Below are 21594 nucleotides of genomic sequence, written 5' to 3'. Positions count from 1 at the left end.
GGCGGCCGCCCCTTATGTGTTCTGTTGTTTGTTGGCACCCGAAGTGTGCCACTGTGTCCGCCGACAATCCACTTTGCCCAATCGGGCGGACAATGATCAGGCAGACATACTTCCGGCGTTACGCTGTCAGTCTCAAAGCTGCGTGCGGAAAACCGGATATTGCCCGCGTTCGGACGCGTCCTGAAAAAGAAGGGGGCACATGAACTGCGCCCCCTCCAGTCGGACTGACGGCATTCTTATTTGATGATGCCGATTTCTTTGGAGATGTTCTGGATCTGCTGAACCGAGTTGGCAACGAATTCCTGGAACTCGGCACCCTGCAGGTCGAGCGGAGCCAGACCGTTTGCAGCCATGATGCCTTTCCATTCTTCACTTGCGTACAGATCGGAGATCTTGGACACCCATGCGTTATAGGCGTCGTCGGACATGTTGCCCGGTGCGTAGAAACCGCGCCAGTTTGCGCCGATCGCGTCGACACCCTGTTCCTTTGCCGTCGGGAAGTCGGCGAATTCGCCGGACAGCCGCTCAGGCGCCAGAACAGCGATCACCTTGATGTCGCCACTGTCGACAAAGCCCTTGGCTTCGGAAATGTCACCGGTGAAAGCCTGGACGGAACCGGCCAGAAGCTGGGTCACAGCTTCACCACCACCGTCGAAAGCGATGTATTTCACGGTGCGGACGTCTTCGATGCCGTAAGCGTTTGCAGCGATCAGAACCTTCAGGTGATCCCAGCCACCAACAGCGGAACCGCCGGCAACGGATACGGACGTCGGGTCGGATTTCATCTGGTCGAGAAGTTCCGGCAGGGTGTTGATCGGGCTGTCGGCCGCAACGGCGATCACACCGTAGTCAGCGCCAACGGAAGCCACCCAGCGAACCTGGTCCATGGTGTTGCCCGGGAAGGCACCCTGGGCAAGGCGGGTTGCGGTTGCCGAGGAAGCTGCAACGATCAGGTCGTTGTCGTCGCCGCGCTTGTTGACGACTTCAGCATAGGCCACACCGCCGCCGCCGCCAGCCAGGTTCACAACCTGCATGGTCTTGTCGAGAAGCTTCAGGTCCTGAAGGGTCTTGCCGACCTGGCGGCAGGTGAAGTCCCAGCCACCACCCGGGTTGGCCGGTGCGATGCACTCCGGGTTTTCCGGCGTGAAATCGGCAGCTGTTGCGCCGAAAGCGGATGCGCCAAGGAATGCGGCCGCCAGCAGAAGGCGGGTCGTTTTGAATGCCATGTTGTGTTTCCTCCACATGTGCAAGGCTTTTGGTGAGCCCCTGGTATCCGTTGTGCCGCGTTAAAGCGGGTCCTCCCAACGGACGTGAGGAGAGCCTAGCGCCAAACCCTGTCATCAACCTGTCACCAGGGGGCACATTGCTTGCAAGCAGCGAAATTGCGGGGCAAGACTGGGGGCGGGAGGAACGAATCTTTGCGTCTTTTGCTCGTTGAAGACACGTTTGACATGGCTGAGGCGATCATGATCCGGCTGGACCGGTCTGGCATTGCCTGCGATCTGGCAAAGTCGCTGGAAGAGGCGAGGGCCTGCGTCAACGTTCAGCATTACGACGTGATCGTTCTTGATATCAATTTGCCGGATGGCCTGGGTACCGAGCTATTGAAAGAGATCAGGTCTCGGGGCGAGCGCACGCCGGTGCTGATGCTGACGGCGGAATTTTCCGTCGACGACAGGGTGTCCTCGCTCAATTCCGGGGCGGATGATTACCTGGTCAAGCCGTTCGACCACCGCGAACTGGAAGCCCGCATCCGCGCACTCTATCGCCGCGAACAGGGCGACAAGGCCGAGGAACTGACGCTCGGCAGCCTCACGTTCAATGCTTCCGCGCGGGTCGTGCGTCAGGGCGACAGCCCGATCAATCTGACCCGGCGCGAATTCTCGCTGCTGGAGATCCTGGTCCGCAATCGCGGCAAGACCGTCAGCAAGGAACGTCTGTTCGAAGGGGTGTTCAGTTTCCAGGACACCGACGTCAGCATGAACGCGCTGGAGCTTTATGTTGCGCGGCTGCGCAAGAAACTCTCGGGCGGATCTGTCAGGATCGAGACCCAGAGAGGGCTTGGTTACAAGCTGGAAGTCGATGACTGATCTCATCCGCAGGCTGGCGTCGACCTCACTCACCGCACGTGTTGCCTTCGGGATTGCCTTTCTGCTGATCTTCGGCGGGGTGATCGTTTCCATCGCGGCATTCGCCTATGGCCGGGAAGCGGCCAGAAGCGCCTACGACCGGTTGCTCCTGGGCGCGGCGACAGGCATTGCTTCGTCGATCACCGTTCAGGACGACAGGCCCGTCATCGAGTTGCCGGTTTCGGCGTTCGAGTTGCTGGCGCTCGCCCCCGACGACAGGATCGGCTATCGCATTATCGGCCCGGAGGGCGCGACGCTGACCGGCTATGATGAAATCACCCTGCCGACAGGCCGGCGCGATTTCCGGGAAGGGTTTTTCGACGGTTCGTTCTTTGGAGAGCCAGCCCGTTTTGCCGTGGTCTCGCGCCGGTTTGCGGAGCGTACGCTCAACGGCACGATCAAGGTGGTTGTCGGCCAGACCCTGCGGGCGCGTAACGACATGGCCTATGACATCACCCGCAAGGCGCTCTACGTGCTTGCAGCCTCCGGCCTGGCAATGGTGCTGTTGTCGGTCGTCGTCGTCCGCTCGGTGCTGCAGCCGCTGGAACGGATCGCCGGCGGTCTCTCGGCACGGGACCCCCACGACCTGACACCGCTCGACACCTCGGTGCCGCGGGAAACGGCGGTGATGATCAATGCCCTCAACGGTTTCATGGCCCGTCTCGACCGGCAGATGAATTCCATGCGGCATCTGATCTCCGACACCGCGCATCAGCTCAGGACGCCTGTTGCGGCCCTCAGGGCCCAGGCGGATCTCTTCACCGACGAAGCGGAACTTTCCCGCAAGGAAAAGATCGTCGAGAGGATACAGACCCGAACGGCAAGCCTCGGCCGTCTGCTCGACCAGCTTCTGAGCCAGGCACTGGTGATCCACCGCGGCGACAGCGCCAGACGGGAGAAGGTGGACTTGCGCGATATTGCCCTCGACGTTTTCGAGGAAGGCGATCATGCTGTTCTCAATCCGGAATTCGACGTGATCCTGGATATTGGCGAAGACCCTGTCGAAGTGCTGGCCGATGTGCAATCACTGAAGGAAGCCTTGAAGAACCTCCTGAACAACGCACTCAAATACGGCCGCTCGCCGGTACGGATCGGGGCTTCGCTGCAAGGCCGGCGGGCCAGTATCTGGGTGGAAGATGCGGGCGGTGGACCGGTGGATGGGGTTCTTGTCGAACTGGGGTCCCGTTTCAACAAAGGCGCGCTGTCGCGGCAAAGCAGTTCCGGCCTCGGTCTTGCGATCGCGCATTCCGTCGCCCTTTCCTACGATGGCGAATTACGCCTGGAAAAGACGGGTGGGGCGCGTTTTCGCGCTGCCCTTGTGTTTGCAGCCGTACCGGAGGGGCGGACATGAAGCGGCCCGCCTATCTGCTGAAGTGCCTGGCTGCAGTCGTGATGCTGCTTGCCACCGGCCGGGACGTGTCGGCCCAGGAGCTGGTGGAAAATTTCGGACCGGAGACCACCAACCGTGTGCTGGTGGTGCGCTCCACGACGGATATTTCCATCTTCGGTCCCGTGGTCGAAAGTTTCCTGCGCACCCGGCCCGGGCTGCAGGTGCGCTACGAGCAATGGGGATCGAACGAACTCTACCGCCTGACCCACCGGGATTGCCGCGACGGCGTTCCAGGCGCTGACATTGTCATCAGCTCCGGTGTTCACCAGATGGTGCAACTGGTCAACGAAGCCTGCGCAGCGTCCTATCGCTCACGGTTGACCGAACAGTTGCCGGAGGCCCTTCGCTGGCGCGACGAATTGTGGGGTATCACCCGCGAGCCCGCGGTGATCGTCTATAACCGCGAGCTGGTGCCCGTGGAGGATATTCCGCAGACCCGCTTCGACCTGCTCGATCTCCTTCGGCCTTCCGGCACCCCCTATGCCGGGCGGGTTGCAACCTATGACATCGAGCAGTCGGGGCTTGGATATCTGTTTGCTTTTGCCGACGCGCAGGAAGCAACCACCTTCGGCGCGCTGCAGGAATCCTTCGGCCGCTCACAGGCGATTTCCACCTGTTGCTCGGTCGACATCATCAAGGGTGTTGCCGAGGGGCGCTACCTGATCGCCTACAACGTGCTTGGCTCCTACGCCCAGGGCTATCAGTTGAACGACGACCGGATCGGCATCGTGCTGCCGTCCGACTACACACTGGTCCTGTCGCGCACCTTCATGATCCCGAAGCAGGCAAACAACGAAGCCGAGGCCGAGGCGTTCCTGGATTTCCTCTTGTCCTCGGAAGGCACGCTTGCACTTCGGACCGCATTGCTGATCAGCCCGCTTCTGGAAACGGAGGATGGCAATGAAGGCGAGGTCCTGAGTTCGACAGCCCTGCGGCCGATCGGTCTTTCCCCTGCGCTCATGGTCGCACTGGATGCCCTGACCCGGGAAACCTTTTTGCGCCGATGGCGGTCGACGTTTCCCGGGCCATGAGGCGCCGGCAGGCGCGTTGCACGACGCTCTTTTCAGTATCTCAGGAAACGCCCAGGAAGGGATAAGGCCCCGGAAAGGCGCCGACCGGAATGAGGTGCGTCAGGAAACCATCGTCTCGCCATTCGTGAAGCAGCATCCCGCCGGGTTCCTTGGTCAGGCTGTTGCCGGCGTTGGTGCGCTGGTCCAGCGTGACCGCATGCGAGGTGCCGGGGCAGACCTGACACAGGCTGCCGGAAAAGAGGCCGGCGATGGAGCGGTGCAGATGGCCGCAGACAAGCCGAACCTGCCCGGAATGAAGGGAGAGGGCGGTGCCCAGGCTGTCTGCGTCGTGCAGGTTCTGCGCGTCCATCGCCCTGATCCCCACGGCAAAGGGAGGGTGATGAAAACCGACTATCGCGGGTTTGTCGCCAAGACCGGAGAGCGCGTCCGTCAGGTAGGACAGGGTTGCCGGTTCAAGTGTGCCATGCGCTGCGCTTTCGGTAAGGCTGTCGAGCCCGACAACGGCAAAGTCTTTAAAATCGATCTGCCAGTCCAGGGGGCCAGTGCGAGGCATCCACTGTGCGTCCGCGAAGCTCTCCCGCATCGGCTCGCGCCTGTCGTGGTTGCCCGGCAGCACCCTGTAGGGCAGGTCGAGGTCCGCCATCAGCATCTTGAAGCGGTCGTATTCTTCCGGCGTTCCATGTTCGGTCAGGTCACCGGTAACGATCACGAGGTCGACTGGACCGATCTGCGGCAGCAGGCGGTTGATTGTGGCGACCGTTTCGGCAAGGGCCGCGGCGGTGTCGACCTGTCCGTAGGCGAGTGCTCCTTCAGGAACAATGTGGGTGTCTGAAATCTGAATGATCTTGGTCATGAATGAGTCGATGTCTGATCTGCAAGGAAGATGAGGTCGGAGGGATCAATGGCGAGGCGCACGGTGCTGCCGGTTTCAGGGGCTTTCCTGCCCGGGTGCTGAAGATAGAGAAGGCCGGCATCCGGAAGGACGCCGCCCACGGCGAGACGGAAATGACCGCCGGAGAACGTGACGGTTTCCACTGTTCCCGACAAAGATCCTGTCTGGTCTAGCCGGACGTTTTCCGACCGTATGTAAGCTGTTTTGCCGGCGGCGCCAGCGGGAAGCTTCAACTGTCCGCCAGGCAGCTGCAGTACATCGTTTTCCATGCGTCCGGTCAATGGCATGGCGTTGCCGATGAACCGGGCGACGAAGGCATTGGCCGGAGTGTGGTACAGCTCTTCTGGCCGGCCGACCTGAAGCATGGTTCCGTTCGACATCACCGCGATCCGGTCCGCGATCGCCATCGCCTCGCTCTGGTCGTGGGTGACGAAAACAGCCGTGATCCGGAACTGCCGCAGCATGGCGGCCAGTTCGTCACGCAGGTTGTCGCGCAAGGCGGCGTCCAGCGCGGACAGGGGTTCATCCAGCAGCAGGATCCTGGGGCGCGGTGCGACGGCACGGGCCAGGGCCACCCGTTGGCGCTGCCCGCCCGACAGGGCATTTGTCGGGCGGTCGGCGTAGTCGGTAAGGCGGCACAGGCTCAGCACCTCTTCCACACGTTGCCGGCGTTCTTCCGCCGGCACTTTTCTAACCTTCAGGCCGTAGCCGACATTCGCGCGCACGCTCATGTTGGGAAAGAGCGCATAGGACTGAAACACCATGCCGACATTGCGATGTTCCACGGCAAGTCCGGTCACGTCGGTCTCGTCGAACCGGATTCGGCTGCCCGCATCGGGGCGCTCCAGTCCGGCAATGATGCGCAGCAGGGTCGTCTTGCCACAGCCGGAGGGACCGAGCAGCGACAGGATTTCGCCGGGACCAACGGTCAGGTTGGTCGGGCAGAGAGCCCGCGTGTGATCGGCAAAGGTCTTGGCGGCGTTTTCGATTGTCAGGGTCATTGAGCGATCCTTTGCGCTCTGGCGGAGGCCCATTGCATGGCCATCAACAGCGGCACGATCATCGCGAAGAAGACGAGCGTATAGGCGGAGGCGACCTCCAGCCGCATGGAGGCATAGCTGTCGGCAAGGCCGACGGGCAGGGTTTTCAGATAAGGCGTGTGCAACATCCAGGTGAGGTTGAATTCGCCGATGGAGAGCGTCACCACGGTCAGGGCACCAGCCAGGATGCCCGGCATGGCATTGGGGATGATCACCGTTCGAAACCGCGTGAAAGCGGACGCGCCAAGTGTCGCCGCGCTTTCTTCCAGGCTGCGGAAATCCATGGCCATCAGGACGGCCAGGACCGATCGCACCATGAACGGCAGCGTATAGAGAACATGGCCGACGAGGATGAAGGTCCAGGACGTACGGAACCCGGACAAGGTTCCGTAGAGCTGCAAGAGTGCGAGCGCCAATGCAAGGCCGGGAATGGCGAGCGGCAAGGAGATGAACTCTTCCAGCAGGCGCGACAGGCGTCCGGGATTTCTGGCAAGGGCGTAGGCTGCCGGAACGCCGATCACCAGTGTGACGGCAAGGCAGGCTATCGCGAGCCAGAGCGACAGGAAGATGCTGGCGGAATATAACTCCCAGACCCTCCCGATCCATTTCAGGGTCAGGCCCGAGGAAAGGCCGCGGAAGTAGTTGGCTGTTACCCCGGCTAGGATCGACTGGACGGCCGGGACCAGCAGAAAGGCGGCGATAACAAGCGTGACCGCACATTGCAGCCACCAGGCGAGGGATCTTTTCATGTCAGCCTCCCGCCGCAACTGTCGTTCCCGCAAAACTGCGGGCGATGTAAAGCAGGGCCCAGGTCACAAGGCCCAGCAGAACGGACAGGGCTGACGCCATGGCGATGTTCGCCGACAGGATGAATTCGGTATAGATCACCATCGGCAGGACATCGATATTGGTGGCCAGCGTGAAGGCGGTTCCGAAGGCTCCCATGGCGGTGGCAAAGGCGATTGCACCGGCGGCGACGAGGGACGGGGCAAGACCGGGCAGGATCACGTCGATGACAATGCGCCACGGCGATGCGCCGAGGGTGCGGGCGGCTTCTTCCAGTGCGGGGTCGAGTTTTTCAACGGCAGCCATCACCGTCAGCAGGACGCGCGGGATGGAAAAATAGAGATAGCCGAGAAAGAGGCCTGTCAGCGAATAGGCGAACACGATGTGCCCGGGCAATAGCTGGTTGAACAGTCCCTGACGTCCCCCCAGGAGGATGATCAGGAAGCCGATGACGACGCCGGGAAAGGCCAGCGGCAGCGTCAGGACGGAAAGCAGCAGGCCGCGTCCGAAGAACCGGTTTCGCGCCAGGAACAGGCCGGCGGTGGTCGCCAGAGCGAGCGCGGCAAGGCTGACCGCCAGCGACACCAGCACCGTGTTGACCAGGGTTTCAAGATATCGAGGCGTTTGCAGGATCTGCAGGTAGATGTTCCAGCCGGCTTCCGATTCAAAGGACGCCTGAACCAGGCGCACCAGCGGCAGAGCCAGAAAAGCGAGGGCGAATACCGCCAGCGGTACAAGGCAGGCGGTCACGAATGTTCTGTCGGACATGAAGAATGCCTTCGGAAAAACAGGCCGGAACGCCAATGCGTTCCGGCCCGCCAGGTCAGGATGTTATTTGACTTCGTTCAGGTAACGCTCGCCGAAACCGGCCTGGGCGCGTTCCATGTGGGCATAATCGACGGCAACCGCACGCTCGTAATCGCTTGCAGGCAGGAACTTCGCGGCGACTTCAGCCGGCAGTTCCACCGGGCGGGACGGCTGCAGGTAGGCATTGGTCCAGATCGCCTGGCCTTCGTCGGAAAGGATGAAGTCCAGAACCTTCTTGCCGGCTTCTTCATGCGGGGCGCCTGCCACCAGGCTCATCACGTAGGGAACGCGCACGGAACCTTCGCACGGCAGCACGAATTCGAAGTTGCCGTCTTCTTCGTATTTGCCGCGATAGGCGTTGAAGTCATAGTCGAAGAGGATCGGGATTTCGCCGGAAACGACGCGCGCGAAAGAGGTCTGCTTGGGAACGATCGGATCGTTTTCGGCCAGTTCCTTGAAGTAGCTGATGGCCGGATCGAAGTTCTCCAGATCTCCGCCGAAGGCCAGGTTGACGGCAACAGCACCTGCATAGCCAACAAAGGCGGAAGACGGATCAAGGTAGCCGACCATGCCGCGGTATTCCGGCTTTTTCAGATCGGCGAAGCACTGCGGCACCGGAGCGTCGCCGAGCGCGTCGACATTCACGAACATGCCGAGGGTGCCGTAGTGAACGGCAAACCACTTGCCTTCCGGGTCCTTCAGGCCTTCGGGGATGTCATCGAAACCGGCCGGCTTATAGGCGGTGACGACACCTTCGTTGCCGGCCTTGATGCCAGTGGTCACGCCGTAATAGGCAACGTCGGCGACCGGCGCGGCCTTCTCGGCCAGAAGCTGGCTGAGGGTCTGGCCGGAATTCTTGTTGTCATGCGGCATGGCAATGCCGAGCTTCTCATTGATGGCTTCCAGCATCGATGCCCAGTCGGCCCATTGCGGCGGGCAGTTGTAGCAAACGGCATCTTCGGCCTTTGCCGGCACGACGGCCGCCATTGTCATGGCCAATGCGAAAAGTGTACGTTTCATGTCAGTGACTCCTGAAGCGATCTCAAGCAGGTCTCGGGGTTACTCATTGGATGGCAGGGAAGTGGCAGCTTCTCTGCCATCGGCTTTTCCGGGAACGGGAGGGCCAAGGCTGCCTCCCGCGCGGAAACTGAATGTGGCGGCTGCGGACGGCAGGTCGGGGGTGGGCCGGTCCAGCAGCCTTGCCAGCACGGAATTGACGGCGCCCTGACCCATGGTGCGCGGATCTGTTTCGACGGTCGCCAGGTGAGGGTCGACGAGCAGCCCGGTGGAAATGCCGTCAAAGCCGACCAGCGACAGATCGTCGGGAATACGCTTGCCGAGTGCGCGTGCAGCCTTCATGGCGGCAAGGGCGAGAAAGTCGTTGGATGCGAAAATACCGGTCAGGGCCTGATGTTCGGCCAGAAGCGTGCCGAGCAATTCCAGAAGGGTGCCGTCCTGCTCCTCGATTTCCAGAAGAAGCGGGTCTGCCATGCCGAACTCACGGCATGCGGCGGCAAAGCCTTCGTAGCGCTCACGCGAGCGGTCGGATCGGTGGAACCGCAGGGCCAGAAAACCGGTTTGAACGTGTCCCTGGCTGTGAAAAGCCCTTGCGACTTCACGCGCGGCGGCGCGGTTGTCGACAGCCCACGCGGGCAAGCCGAAAGAGGAGCGGTTATAGACGAGGCAGCAGGGAAGGTCCCGATCCCGGATCAGCTCCAGAGCCTCGCTGTCGGCCGCATTGTTGACAGTCAGGACCAGGCCGTCGACCTGTTTGGCAATCAGGGTGCGTGCGGCCTGAAGCTCCAGCACTTCGTCGTATTCCGAACATGCCAGAATGAGCTGATAGCCTTCACGGTGGGCTTCCTGCTGGGCAGCCTGGACGACTTCGGCAAACACGGGATTGGCGAGAGAAGGGACGATGCAGCCGAGTGTCTTTGTCGAGCTGCTTTGCAGGGATCGGCCAAGCGCGCTGAATTCGAAGCCGAGTGCTTTTGCTGCCGAAAGAACCTTCCGGCGGGTGTCGGCGCTGGCGGAGCCGGTGCCGTTGAGGACGCGGCTCACCGTTGCAATGCCGCAACCGGCCTGCTCGGCAACATCCTTGATCGTCGGCGGACGCGATCTCACCCTTGGCTCCTTCAGTCTTGGAAACGTTTCCAACACTGAATACAGGGTGTCGATGTCACTTTGATGAAAGCGTTTCCAGAAGGGAAAGGGAGCGCTTTTCGATGCGCAGTGGTCAGCCGCAACCGGGCTTGAAACCCGCCGCCCGCGGGGACAGGCGGCGGGTCATGGATCAGAACTTCTTGGCGAAGCTCAGCTTGAAGCTGCGGCCTGCACCTTCGTCTTCACTCAGGTGGTTTCGGTACGACTTGTCGAACACGTTGTCGACGTTGAACCGGACCTCACTGTCCGCCATGAAACCGTCGGTCGGTTTCCATGCCGCATAAAGGTTATGCAGCACGTAGCCTGCGGTTTCCTGTTCGTCTGCGCCCACACGGTCCTGGGCGGCGTAGAAGTCGCCCTTCCAGCCGAAGTCGAGGTTCCACGGACGGTAGACGTAGCCGATCTTGAGGAAGGCGCTGTCGGCGGGGACGGCATTCATGTAGCCGCCGGTGCTGACGTTGTTGCCCCGGATCAGCGAGGCGCCGAGAGACCCGTAGATGCTTTCGGTCCAGTAGGAGGCTTCCAGCTCAAGCCCTTCGTAACGGGCTTTCGGAATGATTTCCGTCACCACCGTAGAACCGTTCCAGTAGCTGGCGTAGTAGTTGGTGACGTTGTTGCGGAACGCCGTTCCCTTCAGGCGGAAAGCGTCACCGCCCATGATCAGGTCATCGAAAGAAAAGGTGACACCGGCCTCGAAGTTGTTCGACAGTTCCTTGTCGAGATCGTTGACGACGTAGTTCGAAAACACCTCGTCGAGGGACGGCAGACGCTCGGTATGCGCGACGGAGCCGAAGACGCCGAGCCACTCGGACATCTTGATCATGGCGGCAAGCTTTGGCGAGTAGCCGACGGCGCTCTTTTCCTCGTTCAGGTTGATGGTGTTGCCGCTGCCGTCCACGTAGCTGCCGACAGACACGTTGCTGTAGTCGATCCGCATGCCGGGAATGAGGGTGATGCGGTCGTTCCACACCAGTTCGGCCTGCGCATAGCCGCCGACGTTGACCGTTTCGCCTTCCGGGTGAGATCCCGAACCACTGCGCACATAGGTGCCGAAATCACGCGGATTGCGGCGTTCCTGGTACTGGCCGTCGATGCCGGTCGTGACATAGGCCATCCAGTCTTCGCCCAGCTGGAACGTTGCGACGTTGTCGGCCTTGCCCTGCCAGGTCTCGTAGGAATATTCGGAATTGAAGCCGAACGGATAATAGCAGGTCGGCGGCGCGGGTGCAGGGGCGTACTGGGCGCAGATCTGATCCTGGTTTTTCTGCTCGACCCGCGTGTCGGACCAGCTGAACTGGGCCTTCACATCAAGCAGATCGTTTCCTGAAAACCCGTTTGCATAACCGACGATCGCGGTCTGATCCGTCACGGTGCGGTCGACATCGCCAAAGTCCGGACCCCAGGCAATCTGGTCGTAGTTCTGGTCGTCCTCGTCACTCGACCAGTTCTGGTAACTTGCGAAAACGGACTGGTCTTCATTTTCCCCGAAGGTGTAACGGGCCTTGATGAGACCGTTGATGGAGCTGAAATCCGTGTCCGGGACCTCGTTGCCCTGGCCGTCCGTAATGTCCTGAGACTGCCGATAGTTGAGGGCGCCGAGCAACTCGAGGTTCTTGACCGGTTCCGCCGCGACGATCGCGCTGCCCAGCCAGCCGTTGCCGTTCGAATCCCAGGAGGTTTTCAGCCGGCCGCCGATCAGGTCACCCGGATCGAGGAAATCGCTGGCATCCTTTGTGGTGAAGGTGATCACACCCCCCATCGCACCGGCGCCATAAAGGGTTGATGATGCCGGTCCACGCAGGACCTCGATCTGTTTATAGAGTTCCGGATCGGAGAAGAACGACCCCATCCGGTACTGTTCGAAAAACTTGTTGACCCCGTCTACCTGCATGATGATCCGGGTCTCGTCGCCGGAAAGAGCTTCACCGATACCGCGGATATTGATGCTTTCGCCGAGGATCGAGTTACTGCCGATCGGCGTGACGCCCGGAATCTCCTGGAAGACGTCTCCGATCGAGCGCGGTTGCAGGTCGTCGATGGCTTCCTGGTCCAGCACGGTGACGGCCTGAGGAGTGTCGATCGCGACTTTGGGCACGCCGGCGCTGACCACGATCTGTTGTAGCTGCGACACCGGTTGATCCTGTCCGGCAACGGGTGTCGCCGGTGCTGCATCCGCTACTGCATCCTGTGCAGCCGCCCCGCAATTAAAAGCCAAAACCCAAAGGGCAACACCACCCATCAAGCGGGTGTTACCGGTCTTCTTGAGCCCCATAAAAATTCTCCAAGAGTGCGCGTTGTTCGCGTCCTTTTCGCTGCCTCTCACACAGCGTTTTAAACATGAGTTAGTGACTCAGGTATTGTGTTCCTAATGAAATATGAATATAGGAGTCAAGTATTAGATTGCGGTCGCTGAGGAAAAGCGTCTCTTTGGAATGATTCAAAAATTCCTAATAATCTCAGTAATTTACGTTACGGGATGATGAGGCGGGAAACTGAGCGCGGGCTGCAGGAAGACCATAGCGATTGGGGACAGAACTCATGAATGCCGATCAGATCTCCTCTGAAACCAGGCAGAGTGCAGCCGACATCCGGGCGGCACGCGCGGACAATCCGAAGATGCGGGAGCGGGATCTGGCGCAGATACTCGGCATTACGGAAGCGGAGCTGGTCGCCAGCTTCGTAGGGCATGGCGTGCGCCGTATCGCGCCGCGTTTCGAGGATCTGTTTCCGGGGTTGCAGACCGTCGGCACGGTCATGGCACTGACGCGCAACGAGAGCGCGGTGCACGAGAAGATCGGCCCGTTCGAGAAATTCGTGAACGGCAAGCGGGCAGCCCTGATGCTGGGCGAGCAGATCGACACGCGCATGTTTCCGGCCAATTGGGTGCATGGCTTTGCGGTCGAAAAGGCTGACGGCAACGATATCCGCCGGTCACTGCAGTTCTTCGATGCCCATGGGGATGCGGTGATGAAGATCCACACCCGTGCGGAAACGGACCTGGATGCGTGGAACACTCTGGTTGAAAAGCTCGTGCTGGACGATCAGACGCCGGACGTGTTGCCGCAAGTGAGCGAAGCAAAACCGTTCAGCCGAAAACAGGCATCCGAAGGAGCTGAAGTGATGCTGCGCGACCGCTGGCAGGCGATGACCGATCCGCATCAGTTCCACGGACTTTTGAAGGATCTGGACCTCGACCGGGTCAGTGCTTTTGAACTGGCGGGCGATGCCTGGGCCTGGCCGCTCGATCGTGGGGCGGTGCCGGCCTTGTTGCGTCTTGCAGCGTCGGAAAACATCCCGATCATGTGTTTTGTCGGCAATCGCGGTTGCATTCAGATCCACTCCGGGGCGGTGGCAACGGTGATGGACCGGGGTCCATGGATCAACGTGATGGACCCGACCTTCCATCTGCATCTGCGGACCGACCACATCCACGAGGTCTGGGCCGTGCGCAAACCGGCGGATGTCGGTAATGTCACGTCGGTGGAAGCTTATGACAGCGACGGACAGCAGATCATACAGTTCTTCGGTGTGCGTGGTGAGGGCAACCAGGAACGGTCCGATTGGCGCGGCCTTGCCGAAAACCTGCCGAAACTGGATCGGGCGGTAAAGCTGGGAGCAGCGGAATGATTGGGTCTCTTTCGCGTTTTTCCGGCGTCTCGGCGGCTGTCGCGCTGACCGTCGCAGCCCTGGTCCTGCCAGGCAAGCCACTGTTTGCGGAAGGCACGGGCAGTCCGGACAGCAGCAATGTTGTCGCCATCGGCGGTTCGGTGACGGAGATCGTCTACGCCCTGGGTGAAGACAAGAGGCTGATTGCCCGCGACAGCACCAGCATTTTCCCGGCGGAAGCGGCAAGCCTTCCGGATGTCGGGTACATGCGCGCGCTGTCCCCGGAAGGTGTGCTCTCCGTCAACCCGGAGCTGATCCTGATGCTGGAAGGCAGCGGGCCGCAGGAAACGGTGGACGTGTTGCGCAAGTCTGGTGTGGCGATGGCGGATGTGCCGGAGGCATATACCGCCGAAGGCATCATCAAAAAGGTGCGTGTCGTTGGTGACGTGCTTGGCGTCGAGGCGAAGGCCGATGCTCTTGCGGGCAAACTTGAACAGGATCTGGCAGAGGCGCAACGTGCCGCTGAAAGCCGGACGTCAGGCGTTCGTGTCCTCTTCGTCATGTCGACAAAGGGCGGGCGTATCCTTGCCGCCGGATCGGATACAGCCGCCAACGGCATACTTGCGCTTGCGGGTGCTGAAAACGCGACGTCCGGCTTTTCCGGCTACAAGATCCTCAGCGACGAGGCGATCGTCAGTGCGGCACCGGACGTCGTGCTGATGATGGACCGCCACGGCGACGGCGAAGACGCAGCGAGCGGTGATGCGGTGTTCGATCATCCGGCCGTGGCGCAAACGCCGGCAGGGAAGGACAGGCGACTGGTCCGCATGAACGGGCAGCTCCTGCTGGGGTTCGGTCCGCGCACCGCAGAAGCCGTCCGTGAATTGTCGACCCGTCTGGCGGATACGGCAAGCTGATGGCACTGATGAGCGATACGGCCTTGCCCGCCAGAAGGGGACGGATTTCCTCTCTCCTTGGGCTTGCCGACCTGCAGCGCGGAGACAGGGCTCCGCTCGCCCGGGCCGTTATTGTGCTGCTCGCCGTGCTGACATGTCTCGTCGTTCTGGGAAGTCTTGCCATCGGCCCGATCTCGATCCCGGTTCTGGAGCTCCTGCCGCATGTGCCGTCCTATTTCGCGGGAGCGGGAGAGGGCGTGCCACAGGGCGTTTCGGCAAGGGACTGGATCGTGCTCATGGATATTCGCCTGCCGCGGGTTACGCTGGGCGCGCTGATCGGAGCGGCCCTGGCGGTGTCCGGTGCCGTGATGCAGGGGCTGTTCCGGAACCCGCTTGCAGATCCGGGCATTGTCGGCGTTTCGGCGGGGGCAGGTCTGGGCGCTGCCGCGTTCATCGTTCTCGGAAATACCGTACTGGCGCCGGTGATGGCGCTTCTGGGTATCTATGCGGTCCCGCTGGCAGCCTTTGCGGGCGGCCTCGTTACGACGCTGCTTCTTTACAGGATCGGCACGCGCGGAGGCATCACGTCTGTTGCGACATTGCTGCTGGCGGGCATTGCCCTCGGCGCGCTCACCGGTGCGATGACAGGGCTATTGGTCTATGTGGCCGATGACCAGGAACTGCGCGACCTGCAGTTCTGGGGACTTGGGTCGCTCGCGGGATCCAACTGGCAGAAGGTTGCTTCCGCCGCGCCAATCATCCTCACCATGCTGGTCTGCGTGCCGTTTCTGGCACGCGGTCTCAACGGTCTGACGCTTGGCGAAGCCGCCGCCTCGCACATCGGCATCAAGGTGCAGCGGCTCAAGAACCTCAGCATCCTGCTGGTGGCGGCGGCAACCGGCGCCTCCGTGGCTGTCAGCGGCGGCATCGGGTTTGTCGGCATCGTCGTGCCGCATTTGCTTCGTCTCACAATCGGTCCCGACCATCGCTACATGCTGCCGGCCGCAGCGCTTCTTGGCGCCTGCCTGCTGATAGCCGCCGATACGCTGGCGCGCACCATCGTGGCACCAGCGGAAATGCCCATCGGTATTATCACCGCCTTTGCCGGTGCGCCTTTCTTCCTCTGGATCCTGCTGCGCAAGCGCGGCCTCACAGGTCTTTAGGGTGTAGTCATGTTGCACAGGACAATTGAAAATGGCACGGCGCTGGCACCCGATCTTGTTGTCGAGCAGGTGTCTGTTTCGGCAGGCAAGACCCGGATCGTGCAGGACCTTTCCTTTCACGCAAAGGCTGGGGAAGTGCTGGCGATCATCGGGCCAAGCGGTTCCGGCAAGACGACCTTGATGAAGGCAATGACCGGTGAACTGCCTTATTCCGGCGGGATAACGCTGGCAGGGCTGGAGGTTGGTGGCCTGTCACCGGAAGTGCTTGCCGCCATGCGCGGGGTGCTGCCGCAGGCAAGCCGGATTTCCTTTCCGCTGAACGTGGCTGAAGTGGTCGGTCTCGGCCTGACCTCCAGCCGCCGGGAGCGGAGCTTCCGTGCCCGGCGCATCGCCGAAGCCCTTGCGAAAGTCGGCCTGTCGGGGTTCGAAGGGAGAAGTTATCAGGAACTGTCCGGCGGCGAGCAGCAACGGGTGCAGCTCGCACGGGTGTTGTGTCAGGTCTGGGACCCGCTTCCGCAAGAAGGCCTGCCGCATTGGTTGTTCCTGGACGAACCGGTCTCCAGTCTCGACATCAAGCACCAGGTCCAGATCATGCAGCTTGCAGCCGATTACGCCAAGCGTGGTGGCGGCGTTGTCGCCGTGATGCACGACCTCAACCTGACCGCTGCCTTTGCCGACCGGGTGCTGGTCATGCAGGGTGGCCGCCGTCTCGCCTTCGGTGCGCGGGACGAGGTCATGCAGGCGGAGTTGTTGTCGAAAGCCTATGACTTTCCGCTGGAAATCCTGACACGTCCGGGTGGAGGACGGCCTGTGATCGTGCCGATGGACATCGGCTGAGGGTCTTTCACCCTGGTGATGTTCGACGTGATCAGGCGGTCTTCAAACTGCGCAGCGCGGAGACCATTTCCTCTGAATCCCACACCCGGTCGCCAATGGCGGCCAGGGCAACCTTGCCGGTGCCATCGAGGACGTAGGTTACCGGCAAACCGCGCAGGAACCAGGTGCTCGGCATGGCCTTGTCGGTATCCATCAGGACGGTGAGGCCATCATGGTCGATCTCATCCAGAAAACCTTCGATCCGGTCCTGCCGGTCACCGACGTTGACGGCGAGCACTGCAAAGCCTTCGGGACCGAGTTCCCGGTTGAGACGCGCCAGACCCGGCATTTCCTTTCGGCAGGGCGGACACCATGTCGCCCAGAACGATACGAGCAGGATCTTGCCGGAATAGTCGGCAAGCGTGTGGACGGTGCCATCAAGATCGGGAAGGTCGAGTTTGGGTTCGATTTCGAAGGCCGGTTCGGCGAGGCCAAGTCGGAAGAAGTCGTTGCCTGCCGCAAACACCGTTCCCGGCAGCAATGCCATTGCCGCGCTGCCAGCCAGAAGGTGCCGTCTGTTCAGTTGTCTCATGCCCGTAATCCCGCCTTACCGCTTTCCGTCGTGCAGGCGAAGGTCAAATCCTCGTCTGTCAGTGACATCAAGGTAAGCGGGACAGGGCAAATTGAAAGGCAAATGGGATCACATTGCGCACACGGTGGCGCGAGTGTGATCCCTCGTTTCCTAGTGAACGTTCGCCTTGAGGGCAGCGGCGCCGTTGTCGAAGCGGCCGTCGAGGTAGGCTTTCAGCGTTGCGGCCACCCCATCTTCAGCGATCATGCCTGCGGCGTAGCTGAAGGCCTTCAGGAAGGTTTCGTCGGAGGCGAGACTTCCAAAGAGCTCCGGCATTTCGATGCGCGCCGGCTTGCCGGCGTAAACGCCCTGTGCCCAGGCCTTCAGGATGTCGGCGTTGTTGTCCTCGATGACATGCGGTTCTCCAGCCTCGTTGTGACCGAGGCAGTAGCGGCACCAAAGAGCCGTTTCGAGGGCAAGGCCAGCCACCGGCAACCCCTTGTCGAGGCGGTCCTGGATAGACGGCAGGATAAACTTCGGCTGGCGGTTGGAGCCGTCAAGGCAGAGACGGGGGATCGTGTCTCCCACCGCCGGATTGGAGAACCGGTCCATCACGGTGGTGAGATAGGTCTCGAAGCTGACCCCCGGAATTTCCGGAACGGTCGGCAGGATCTCGTCTTCTTCCAGCTTTTTCAGGAACGCGCAGATCAGTGGATCGGCCATGGCGTCATGGACGAAGTAATGCCCCAGCAGCGCACCCGGATAAGCGATAGTCGCATGACCGCCGTTGAGAATGCGCAATTTCATCAGCTCGTATGGAGCGACGTCCTCGACGAATTCGACGCCGACCTTTTCCAGAGCCGGGCGACCGGCCGGGAAATGATCCTCCAGCACCCATTGGCGGAAGGGTTCACAGACGACAGGGGCCGCATCGGTCAGGCCGAAGCGTTCCTGAACCAGGCCGCGTTCGCGGTCGCCGGTCGCGGGGGTGATGCAGTCCACCATGCCGTTTGGAAAGGCGACGTTTTCGGCAATCCAGCTTCCGGCTTCCGGCGACAAGGCCCTGGCGAAACCGGCAACGGCCTGTTTCGCCATATGGCCGTTTTCGGGCAGGTTGTCGCAAGACATCACGGTAAAGGGTTCAAGGCCTTTGTCGCGGCGGGCCAGCAGGGCGGCAACGAGCACGCCGAACACGGTCTGTGGCGCATCCGGTGAGGCGAGATCCGCCTGGATTTCCGGATGATTGACGTCGAAGCCACCGGTGTTCGGGTCGACGAAATAACCGCCTTCGGTGATCGTCAGCGAGACAATGCGGATATCGGCTTCGCCAAGGCGAGCGATCAGTGCCTTGGGATCCACGTCGACGAAGTCGATCATGGCACCACAGACCTGCGCGCTGAGGCCTTCCGGGTCGAGCTCGACGACGGTCGTCAGCCAGTCCTGGGCTTGGAGGCGTTCACGCATGGTCTTGTCGTAGGGCTTGAGGCCCGCGCCGACGATGGCCCAGTCACGGCCTTCGCCGAGATCGAACAGCTTGCTCAGGTAGATGGCCTGATGCGCGCGATGGAAGTTGCCGACGCCGATGTGAAGGATGCCGGGGGTCAGGTCCGACCGACGATACGCCGGTGCCTTGACGGATTCGGGAAGAGAAGAGAGCACAGTTTCACTTAGGTTCTGGGTCATTGGTCAGCTCATCCAGTTGCCGCCATCGACGTTGTAAGTCTGCGATACGATGTAATCCGCGTCTTTCGACGCCAGGAAAACAGCCATGCCGGTGAGATCTTCGGCGGTGCCCATGCGGCCGAAAGGCACCGCGGCTCCGACCGCTGCCTTCTTTTCACCGGGCTGCAGGCCTTCGTATTTCGCGAACATCGAATCCACATGGTCCCAGTGCTCGCCGTCGACGACGCCGGGGGCGATGGCATTCACGTTGATGCCGTGTTCGATCAGGTTGAGACCTGCCGACTGGGTCAGGCTGATGACCGCTGCCTTGGTGGCGCAATAGATGCCCACCAGCGCTTCACCGCGCCGGCCTGCCTGACTGGCCATGTTTATGATCTTGCCGCCCTGACCACGCCTGATCATCGACTTTGCCGCGGCCTGCATCATGAACAGGGTTCCGGACACGTTGATGTCGAACAGGCGCTGGTAGCTGTCGCGGGTGATCTCGACAATCGGTGCCAGATCGAACAGAGCCGCGTTGTTGACCAGGATGTCGAGCCCGCCTGTCTTCTGCTCCACGGCGGCGATGGCAGCATCGATCGACGACTGGTCGGTGACGTCCAACTGAACGGCATAGGCATTCGGGCCGATTTCACTGGCCGCCGCTTCTGCGCCGGCCAGGTTGATATCGGCAATCGCCACCCGGGCGCCTTCCTCTGCAAACCGCGCGGCAAAGGCCTTGCCGATGCCCCGGGCCGAACCCGTGATCAGCGCGGATTTTCCTTCAAGTCGGCTCATGCAATCCTCAGGCCCTGGTTGTCGAAGCGGTGGATCTTGTCAGGAGCCGGGGTCAGGTGAACGGTGTCGCCATGGCGGAACCCGATCTCACCGGACGAGCGCACGGTGATCGGTTCGTCGACGCCCTCCATATCGACATAAAGGAAGGTGTCGGAGCCGAGATGTTCCGACACGCCGACCTTTCCGACCCATTTGCCGTCGCCTTGCGAGACGGTCAGATGCTCCGGGCGGATGCCGATCGTGGCGGCATCGTACTCGGTGGCGAAGGACCCCATCAGGAAGTTCATCTTCGGCGAGCCGATGAAACCGGCCACGAACTTGTTGCGCGGCGTGTGATAAAGTTCCAGCGGCGAGCCGACCTGCTCGATCTTGCCTGCCTGCAGCACCACGATCTTGTCGGCCATGGTCATGGCTTCCACCTGGTCGTGGGTCACGTAGATCATGGTCGTCTTGAGGGACTGGTGCAGTTCGGAGATCTCGAGCCGCATGTTGACACGCAGCGCCGCATCCAGGTTCGACAGGGGTTCGTCGAACAGGAAAGCGGCCGGTTCGCGCACAATGGCACGACCGATGGCAACACGCTGGCGCTGGCCGCCGGAAAGCTGACCCGGGCGACGGTCCAGGTAATCCGTCAGGTTCAGCACCTTGGCAGCGGCGGTCACCTTGGCGTCCTGCGCAGCCTTGTCGATGCCGGCCATGCGCAGCGGGAAGGCGATGTTCTTGCGCACCGACATGTGCGGATAGAGCGCGTAGGACTGGAACACCATGGCAAGGCCACGTTTTGCGGGCGGCACTTCGGTGGCGTTCTTGCCGTCGATGGTGATGTCACCGGAAGAGACATCCTCCAGGCCTGCAATGAGACGCAGGAGCGTGGACTTGCCGCAGCCGGACGGACCGACGAACACCACGAACTCGCCGTCGTCGATCTGCAGGTCCAGCGGCGGGATAACCTGAACGTCGCCGAAGCTCTTGGTAATCTGCTTGAGGGTTATCTGACCCATGTTCAGGTCTCCTATTTAACCGCGCCGAAGGTCAGGCCGCGTACGAGCTGCTTCTGGCTGAACCAGCCGATGATGAGGATCGGGGCGATCGCCATCGTCGAGGCAGCGCTCAGTTTTGCGTAGAACAGGCCTTCCGGGCTGGAATAGCTGGCAATGAAAGCGGTGAGGGGGGCGGCGTCGACCGCCGTCAGGTTCAAGGTCCAGAACGCTTCGTTCCAGGACAGGATGATGTTCAGCAGCAGGGTCGAGGCAATGCCGGGCACCGCCATGGGTGTCAGCACGTAGATGATCTCGGACCACAGCTCCGCACCGTCCATCCGCGCGGCTTCCAGGATCTCGCCCGGAATTTCGCGGAAGTAGGTGAACAGCATCCAGACGATGATCGGCAAGTTGATGAGGGTAAGCACCATCACGAGGCCGACACGCGTGTCGAGGAGACCGGTATCCCGGAACAGGAGATAGATCGGGATCAGCACGCCCACCGGCGGAAGCATCTTGGTGGACAGCATCCACATCAGGACGTCCTTGGTGCGCTTGCCCGGCACGAAGGCCATTGACCAGGCCGCCGGTATCGCGATCAGCAGACCCAGAAGGGTGGACCCGAAGGAAATGATGACCGAGTTGGAGAAGTGCCGGAAATAGTCCGAACGCTCCTGGACCGTGCTGTAGTTTTCCAGCGTCCAGTCGAAAAACAGGAAGCTAGGAGGAGACGCAATGGCTTCCGCTTCCGTCTTGAAGCTGGTCAGCACGGTCCACAGGATCGGGAAGAAGATGGCGATGCCGACGGCCCACGCACATACGGTGACGAGAGCCTTGCGGCGGTTGGAGACTGCGCGCGCCATG

20 protein-coding genes are annotated in these 21594 nt (G+C 61.3%); 7 read left to right on the top strand and 13 right to left on the bottom strand.

Annotation, left to right across the window (positions count from 1 at the left end):
- Positions 1-236 precede the first annotated feature (236 nt).
- A complete protein-coding gene (locus ACVDG9_RS20600; protein WP_023003140.1) occupies positions 237-1226 on the bottom strand; it encodes a Bug family tripartite tricarboxylate transporter substrate binding protein in 990 nt (329 codons plus the stop codon).
- 192 nt (positions 1227-1418) lie between these two features.
- On the opposite strand from ACVDG9_RS20600, the gene ACVDG9_RS20595 reads away from it, so the two are divergent.
- From ACVDG9_RS20595 to ACVDG9_RS20585, 3 genes are read left to right on the top strand one after another with little or no spacing between them, the layout of a single operon-like run.
- Complete coding sequence (locus ACVDG9_RS20595) at positions 1419-2090, top strand: response regulator transcription factor (protein ID WP_023003141.1); 672 nt, start codon at positions 1419-1421, stop codon at positions 2088-2090.
- Positions 2083-3480 (top strand): sensor histidine kinase N-terminal domain-containing protein, encoded by a 1398-nt coding sequence (locus tag ACVDG9_RS20590; RefSeq protein WP_447238847.1) that lies wholly within the window; start codon positions 2083-2085, stop codon positions 3478-3480. The genes ACVDG9_RS20595 and ACVDG9_RS20590 overlap by 8 nt, the downstream gene beginning before the upstream one ends.
- Positions 3477-4550: an ABC transporter substrate-binding protein gene (locus ACVDG9_RS20585; RefSeq protein WP_447238846.1), complete on the top strand. Its 1074-nt coding sequence runs from the start codon at positions 3477-3479 to the stop codon at positions 4548-4550. Before ACVDG9_RS20590 ends, ACVDG9_RS20585 begins: the two co-directional genes overlap by 4 nt.
- A 40-nt stretch (positions 4551-4590) precedes the next feature.
- Here the strand turns inward: ACVDG9_RS20585 and ACVDG9_RS20580 are convergent, their stop codons facing one another.
- The 7 genes from ACVDG9_RS20580 to ACVDG9_RS20550 all read right to left on the bottom strand — a co-directional run bounded on the left by ACVDG9_RS20580 (position 4591) and on the right by ACVDG9_RS20550 (position 12510).
- On the bottom strand, positions 4591-5403 hold the full coding sequence (locus ACVDG9_RS20580; RefSeq protein ID WP_447238845.1) for a phosphodiesterase: 813 nt from the start codon (positions 5401-5403) through the stop codon (positions 4591-4593).
- Positions 5400-6443 (bottom strand): ABC transporter ATP-binding protein, encoded by a 1044-nt coding sequence (locus tag ACVDG9_RS20575; protein ID WP_447238844.1) that lies wholly within the window; start codon positions 6441-6443, stop codon positions 5400-5402. Before ACVDG9_RS20575 ends, ACVDG9_RS20580 begins: the two co-directional genes overlap by 4 nt.
- A complete protein-coding gene (locus ACVDG9_RS20570) occupies positions 6440-7231 on the bottom strand; it encodes an ABC transporter permease (protein WP_447238843.1) in 792 nt (263 codons plus the stop codon). The genes ACVDG9_RS20575 and ACVDG9_RS20570 overlap by 4 nt, the downstream gene beginning before the upstream one ends.
- Before the next feature lies 1 nt (position 7232).
- Entirely contained in the window at positions 7233-8036 is an 804-nt protein-coding gene (locus ACVDG9_RS20565) for an ABC transporter permease (protein ID WP_447238842.1), read from the bottom strand.
- Between the two features lie 63 nt (positions 8037-8099).
- Complete coding sequence (locus ACVDG9_RS20560; RefSeq protein ID WP_209009314.1) at positions 8100-9095, bottom strand: ABC transporter substrate-binding protein; 996 nt, start codon at positions 9093-9095, stop codon at positions 8100-8102.
- A gap of 39 nt (positions 9096-9134) precedes the next feature.
- Positions 9135-10199, bottom strand: a complete 1065-nt coding sequence (locus tag ACVDG9_RS20555; RefSeq protein WP_367019971.1) for a LacI family DNA-binding transcriptional regulator — start codon at positions 10197-10199, stop codon at positions 9135-9137.
- Positions 10200-10368: 169 nt separating this feature from the next.
- Positions 10369-12510 (bottom strand): TonB-dependent receptor, heme/hemoglobin family, encoded by a 2142-nt coding sequence (locus tag ACVDG9_RS20550; protein WP_023003150.1) that lies wholly within the window; start codon positions 12508-12510, stop codon positions 10369-10371.
- 281 nt (positions 12511-12791) lie between these two features.
- Here ACVDG9_RS20550 and ACVDG9_RS20545 point away from each other — a divergent pair, with 281 nt between their 5' ends.
- Genes ACVDG9_RS20545 through ACVDG9_RS20530 form a run of 4 tightly spaced genes read left to right on the top strand, consistent with a single transcriptional unit; the run spans position 12792 to position 16740 of the window.
- A complete protein-coding gene (locus tag ACVDG9_RS20545; protein WP_447239044.1) occupies positions 12792-13865 on the top strand; it encodes a hemin-degrading factor in 1074 nt (357 codons plus the stop codon).
- On the top strand, positions 13862-14761 hold the full coding sequence (locus ACVDG9_RS20540; RefSeq protein WP_447238841.1) for a heme/hemin ABC transporter substrate-binding protein: 900 nt from the start codon (positions 13862-13864) through the stop codon (positions 14759-14761). The genes ACVDG9_RS20545 and ACVDG9_RS20540 overlap by 4 nt, the downstream gene beginning before the upstream one ends.
- The gene (locus ACVDG9_RS20535; RefSeq protein ID WP_208984235.1) at positions 14761-15903 is read left to right on the top strand and encodes a FecCD family ABC transporter permease; all 1143 of its coding nucleotides are present in this window, start codon (positions 14761-14763) and stop codon (positions 15901-15903) included. Before ACVDG9_RS20540 ends, ACVDG9_RS20535 begins: the two co-directional genes overlap by 1 nt.
- Positions 15904-15912: 9 nt before the next feature.
- On the top strand, positions 15913-16740 hold the full coding sequence (locus ACVDG9_RS20530) for a heme ABC transporter ATP-binding protein (RefSeq protein WP_447238840.1): 828 nt from the start codon (positions 15913-15915) through the stop codon (positions 16738-16740).
- 31 nt (positions 16741-16771) lie between these two features.
- Here ACVDG9_RS20530 and ACVDG9_RS20525 read toward each other — a convergent pair whose 3' ends face one another.
- From ACVDG9_RS20525 to ACVDG9_RS20505, 5 genes are all read right to left on the bottom strand, one after another.
- On the bottom strand, positions 16772-17311 hold the full coding sequence (locus ACVDG9_RS20525) for a TlpA family protein disulfide reductase (RefSeq protein ID WP_447238839.1): 540 nt from the start codon (positions 17309-17311) through the stop codon (positions 16772-16774).
- 150 nt (positions 17312-17461) lie between these two features.
- Entirely contained in the window at positions 17462-18973 is a 1512-nt protein-coding gene (locus tag ACVDG9_RS20520; protein ID WP_447238838.1) for a mannitol dehydrogenase family protein, read from the bottom strand.
- A 3-nt stretch (positions 18974-18976) separates the two neighbouring features.
- The gene (locus ACVDG9_RS20515) at positions 18977-19750 is read right to left on the bottom strand and encodes an L-iditol 2-dehydrogenase (RefSeq protein WP_062487354.1); all 774 of its coding nucleotides are present in this window, start codon (positions 19748-19750) and stop codon (positions 18977-18979) included.
- Entirely contained in the window at positions 19747-20751 is a 1005-nt protein-coding gene (locus ACVDG9_RS20510; RefSeq protein ID WP_055656185.1) for an ABC transporter ATP-binding protein, read from the bottom strand. The genes ACVDG9_RS20515 and ACVDG9_RS20510 overlap by 4 nt, the downstream gene beginning before the upstream one ends.
- A gap of 11 nt (positions 20752-20762) precedes the next feature.
- Positions 20763-21593 (bottom strand): carbohydrate ABC transporter permease, encoded by an 831-nt coding sequence (locus tag ACVDG9_RS20505; RefSeq protein ID WP_023003159.1) that lies wholly within the window; start codon positions 21591-21593, stop codon positions 20763-20765.
- Between the last annotated feature and the right edge of the window lies 1 nt (position 21594).

The organism is Roseibium sp. RP-7 (genome assembly GCF_053005225.1).
This window is presented reverse-complemented; position numbering and strand designations above follow the sequence as displayed.

What these genes read in the sequence shown, in the direction of transcription:
- ACVDG9_RS20600 (WP_023003140.1), bottom strand. Translation starts at nt 1,226, where the DNA reads ATGGCATTCAAAACGACCCGCCTTCTGCTGGCGGCCGCATTCCTTGGC.
- ACVDG9_RS20590 (WP_447238847.1), top strand. Translation starts at nt 2,083, where the DNA reads ATGACTGATCTCATCCGCAGGCTGGCGTCGACCTCACTCACCGCACGT.
- ACVDG9_RS20585 (WP_447238846.1), top strand. Translation starts at nt 3,477, where the DNA reads ATGAAGCGGCCCGCCTATCTGCTGAAGTGCCTGGCTGCAGTCGTGATG.
- ACVDG9_RS20580 (WP_447238845.1), bottom strand. Translation starts at nt 5,403, where the DNA reads ATGACCAAGATCATTCAGATTTCAGACACCCACATTGTTCCTGAAGGA.
- ACVDG9_RS20575 (WP_447238844.1), bottom strand. Translation starts at nt 6,443, where the DNA reads ATGACCCTGACAATCGAAAACGCCGCCAAGACCTTTGCCGATCACACG.
- ACVDG9_RS20570 (WP_447238843.1), bottom strand. Translation starts at nt 7,231, where the DNA reads ATGAAAAGATCCCTCGCCTGGTGGCTGCAATGTGCGGTCACGCTTGTT.
- ACVDG9_RS20565 (WP_447238842.1), bottom strand. Translation starts at nt 8,036, where the DNA reads ATGTCCGACAGAACATTCGTGACCGCCTGCCTTGTACCGCTGGCGGTA.
- ACVDG9_RS20560 (WP_209009314.1), bottom strand. Translation starts at nt 9,095, where the DNA reads ATGAAACGTACACTTTTCGCATTGGCCATGACAATGGCGGCCGTCGTG.
- ACVDG9_RS20550 (WP_023003150.1), bottom strand. Translation starts at nt 12,510, where the DNA reads ATGGGGCTCAAGAAGACCGGTAACACCCGCTTGATGGGTGGTGTTGCC.
- ACVDG9_RS20540 (WP_447238841.1), top strand. Translation starts at nt 13,862, where the DNA reads ATGATTGGGTCTCTTTCGCGTTTTTCCGGCGTCTCGGCGGCTGTCGCG.
- ACVDG9_RS20535 (WP_208984235.1), top strand. Translation starts at nt 14,761, where the DNA reads ATGGCACTGATGAGCGATACGGCCTTGCCCGCCAGAAGGGGACGGATT.
- ACVDG9_RS20530 (WP_447238840.1), top strand. Translation starts at nt 15,913, where the DNA reads ATGTTGCACAGGACAATTGAAAATGGCACGGCGCTGGCACCCGATCTT.
- ACVDG9_RS20525 (WP_447238839.1), bottom strand. Translation starts at nt 17,311, where the DNA reads ATGAGACAACTGAACAGACGGCACCTTCTGGCTGGCAGCGCGGCAATG.
- ACVDG9_RS20520 (WP_447238838.1), bottom strand. Translation starts at nt 18,973, where the DNA reads ATGACCCAGAACCTAAGTGAAACTGTGCTCTCTTCTCTTCCCGAATCC.
- ACVDG9_RS20515 (WP_062487354.1), bottom strand. Translation starts at nt 19,750, where the DNA reads ATGAGCCGACTTGAAGGAAAATCCGCGCTGATCACGGGTTCGGCCCGG.
- ACVDG9_RS20510 (WP_055656185.1), bottom strand. Translation starts at nt 20,751, where the DNA reads ATGGGTCAGATAACCCTCAAGCAGATTACCAAGAGCTTCGGCGACGTT.
- ACVDG9_RS20505 (WP_023003159.1), bottom strand. Translation starts at nt 21,593, where the DNA reads ATGGCGCGCGCAGTCTCCAACCGCCGCAAGGCTCTCGTCACCGTATGT.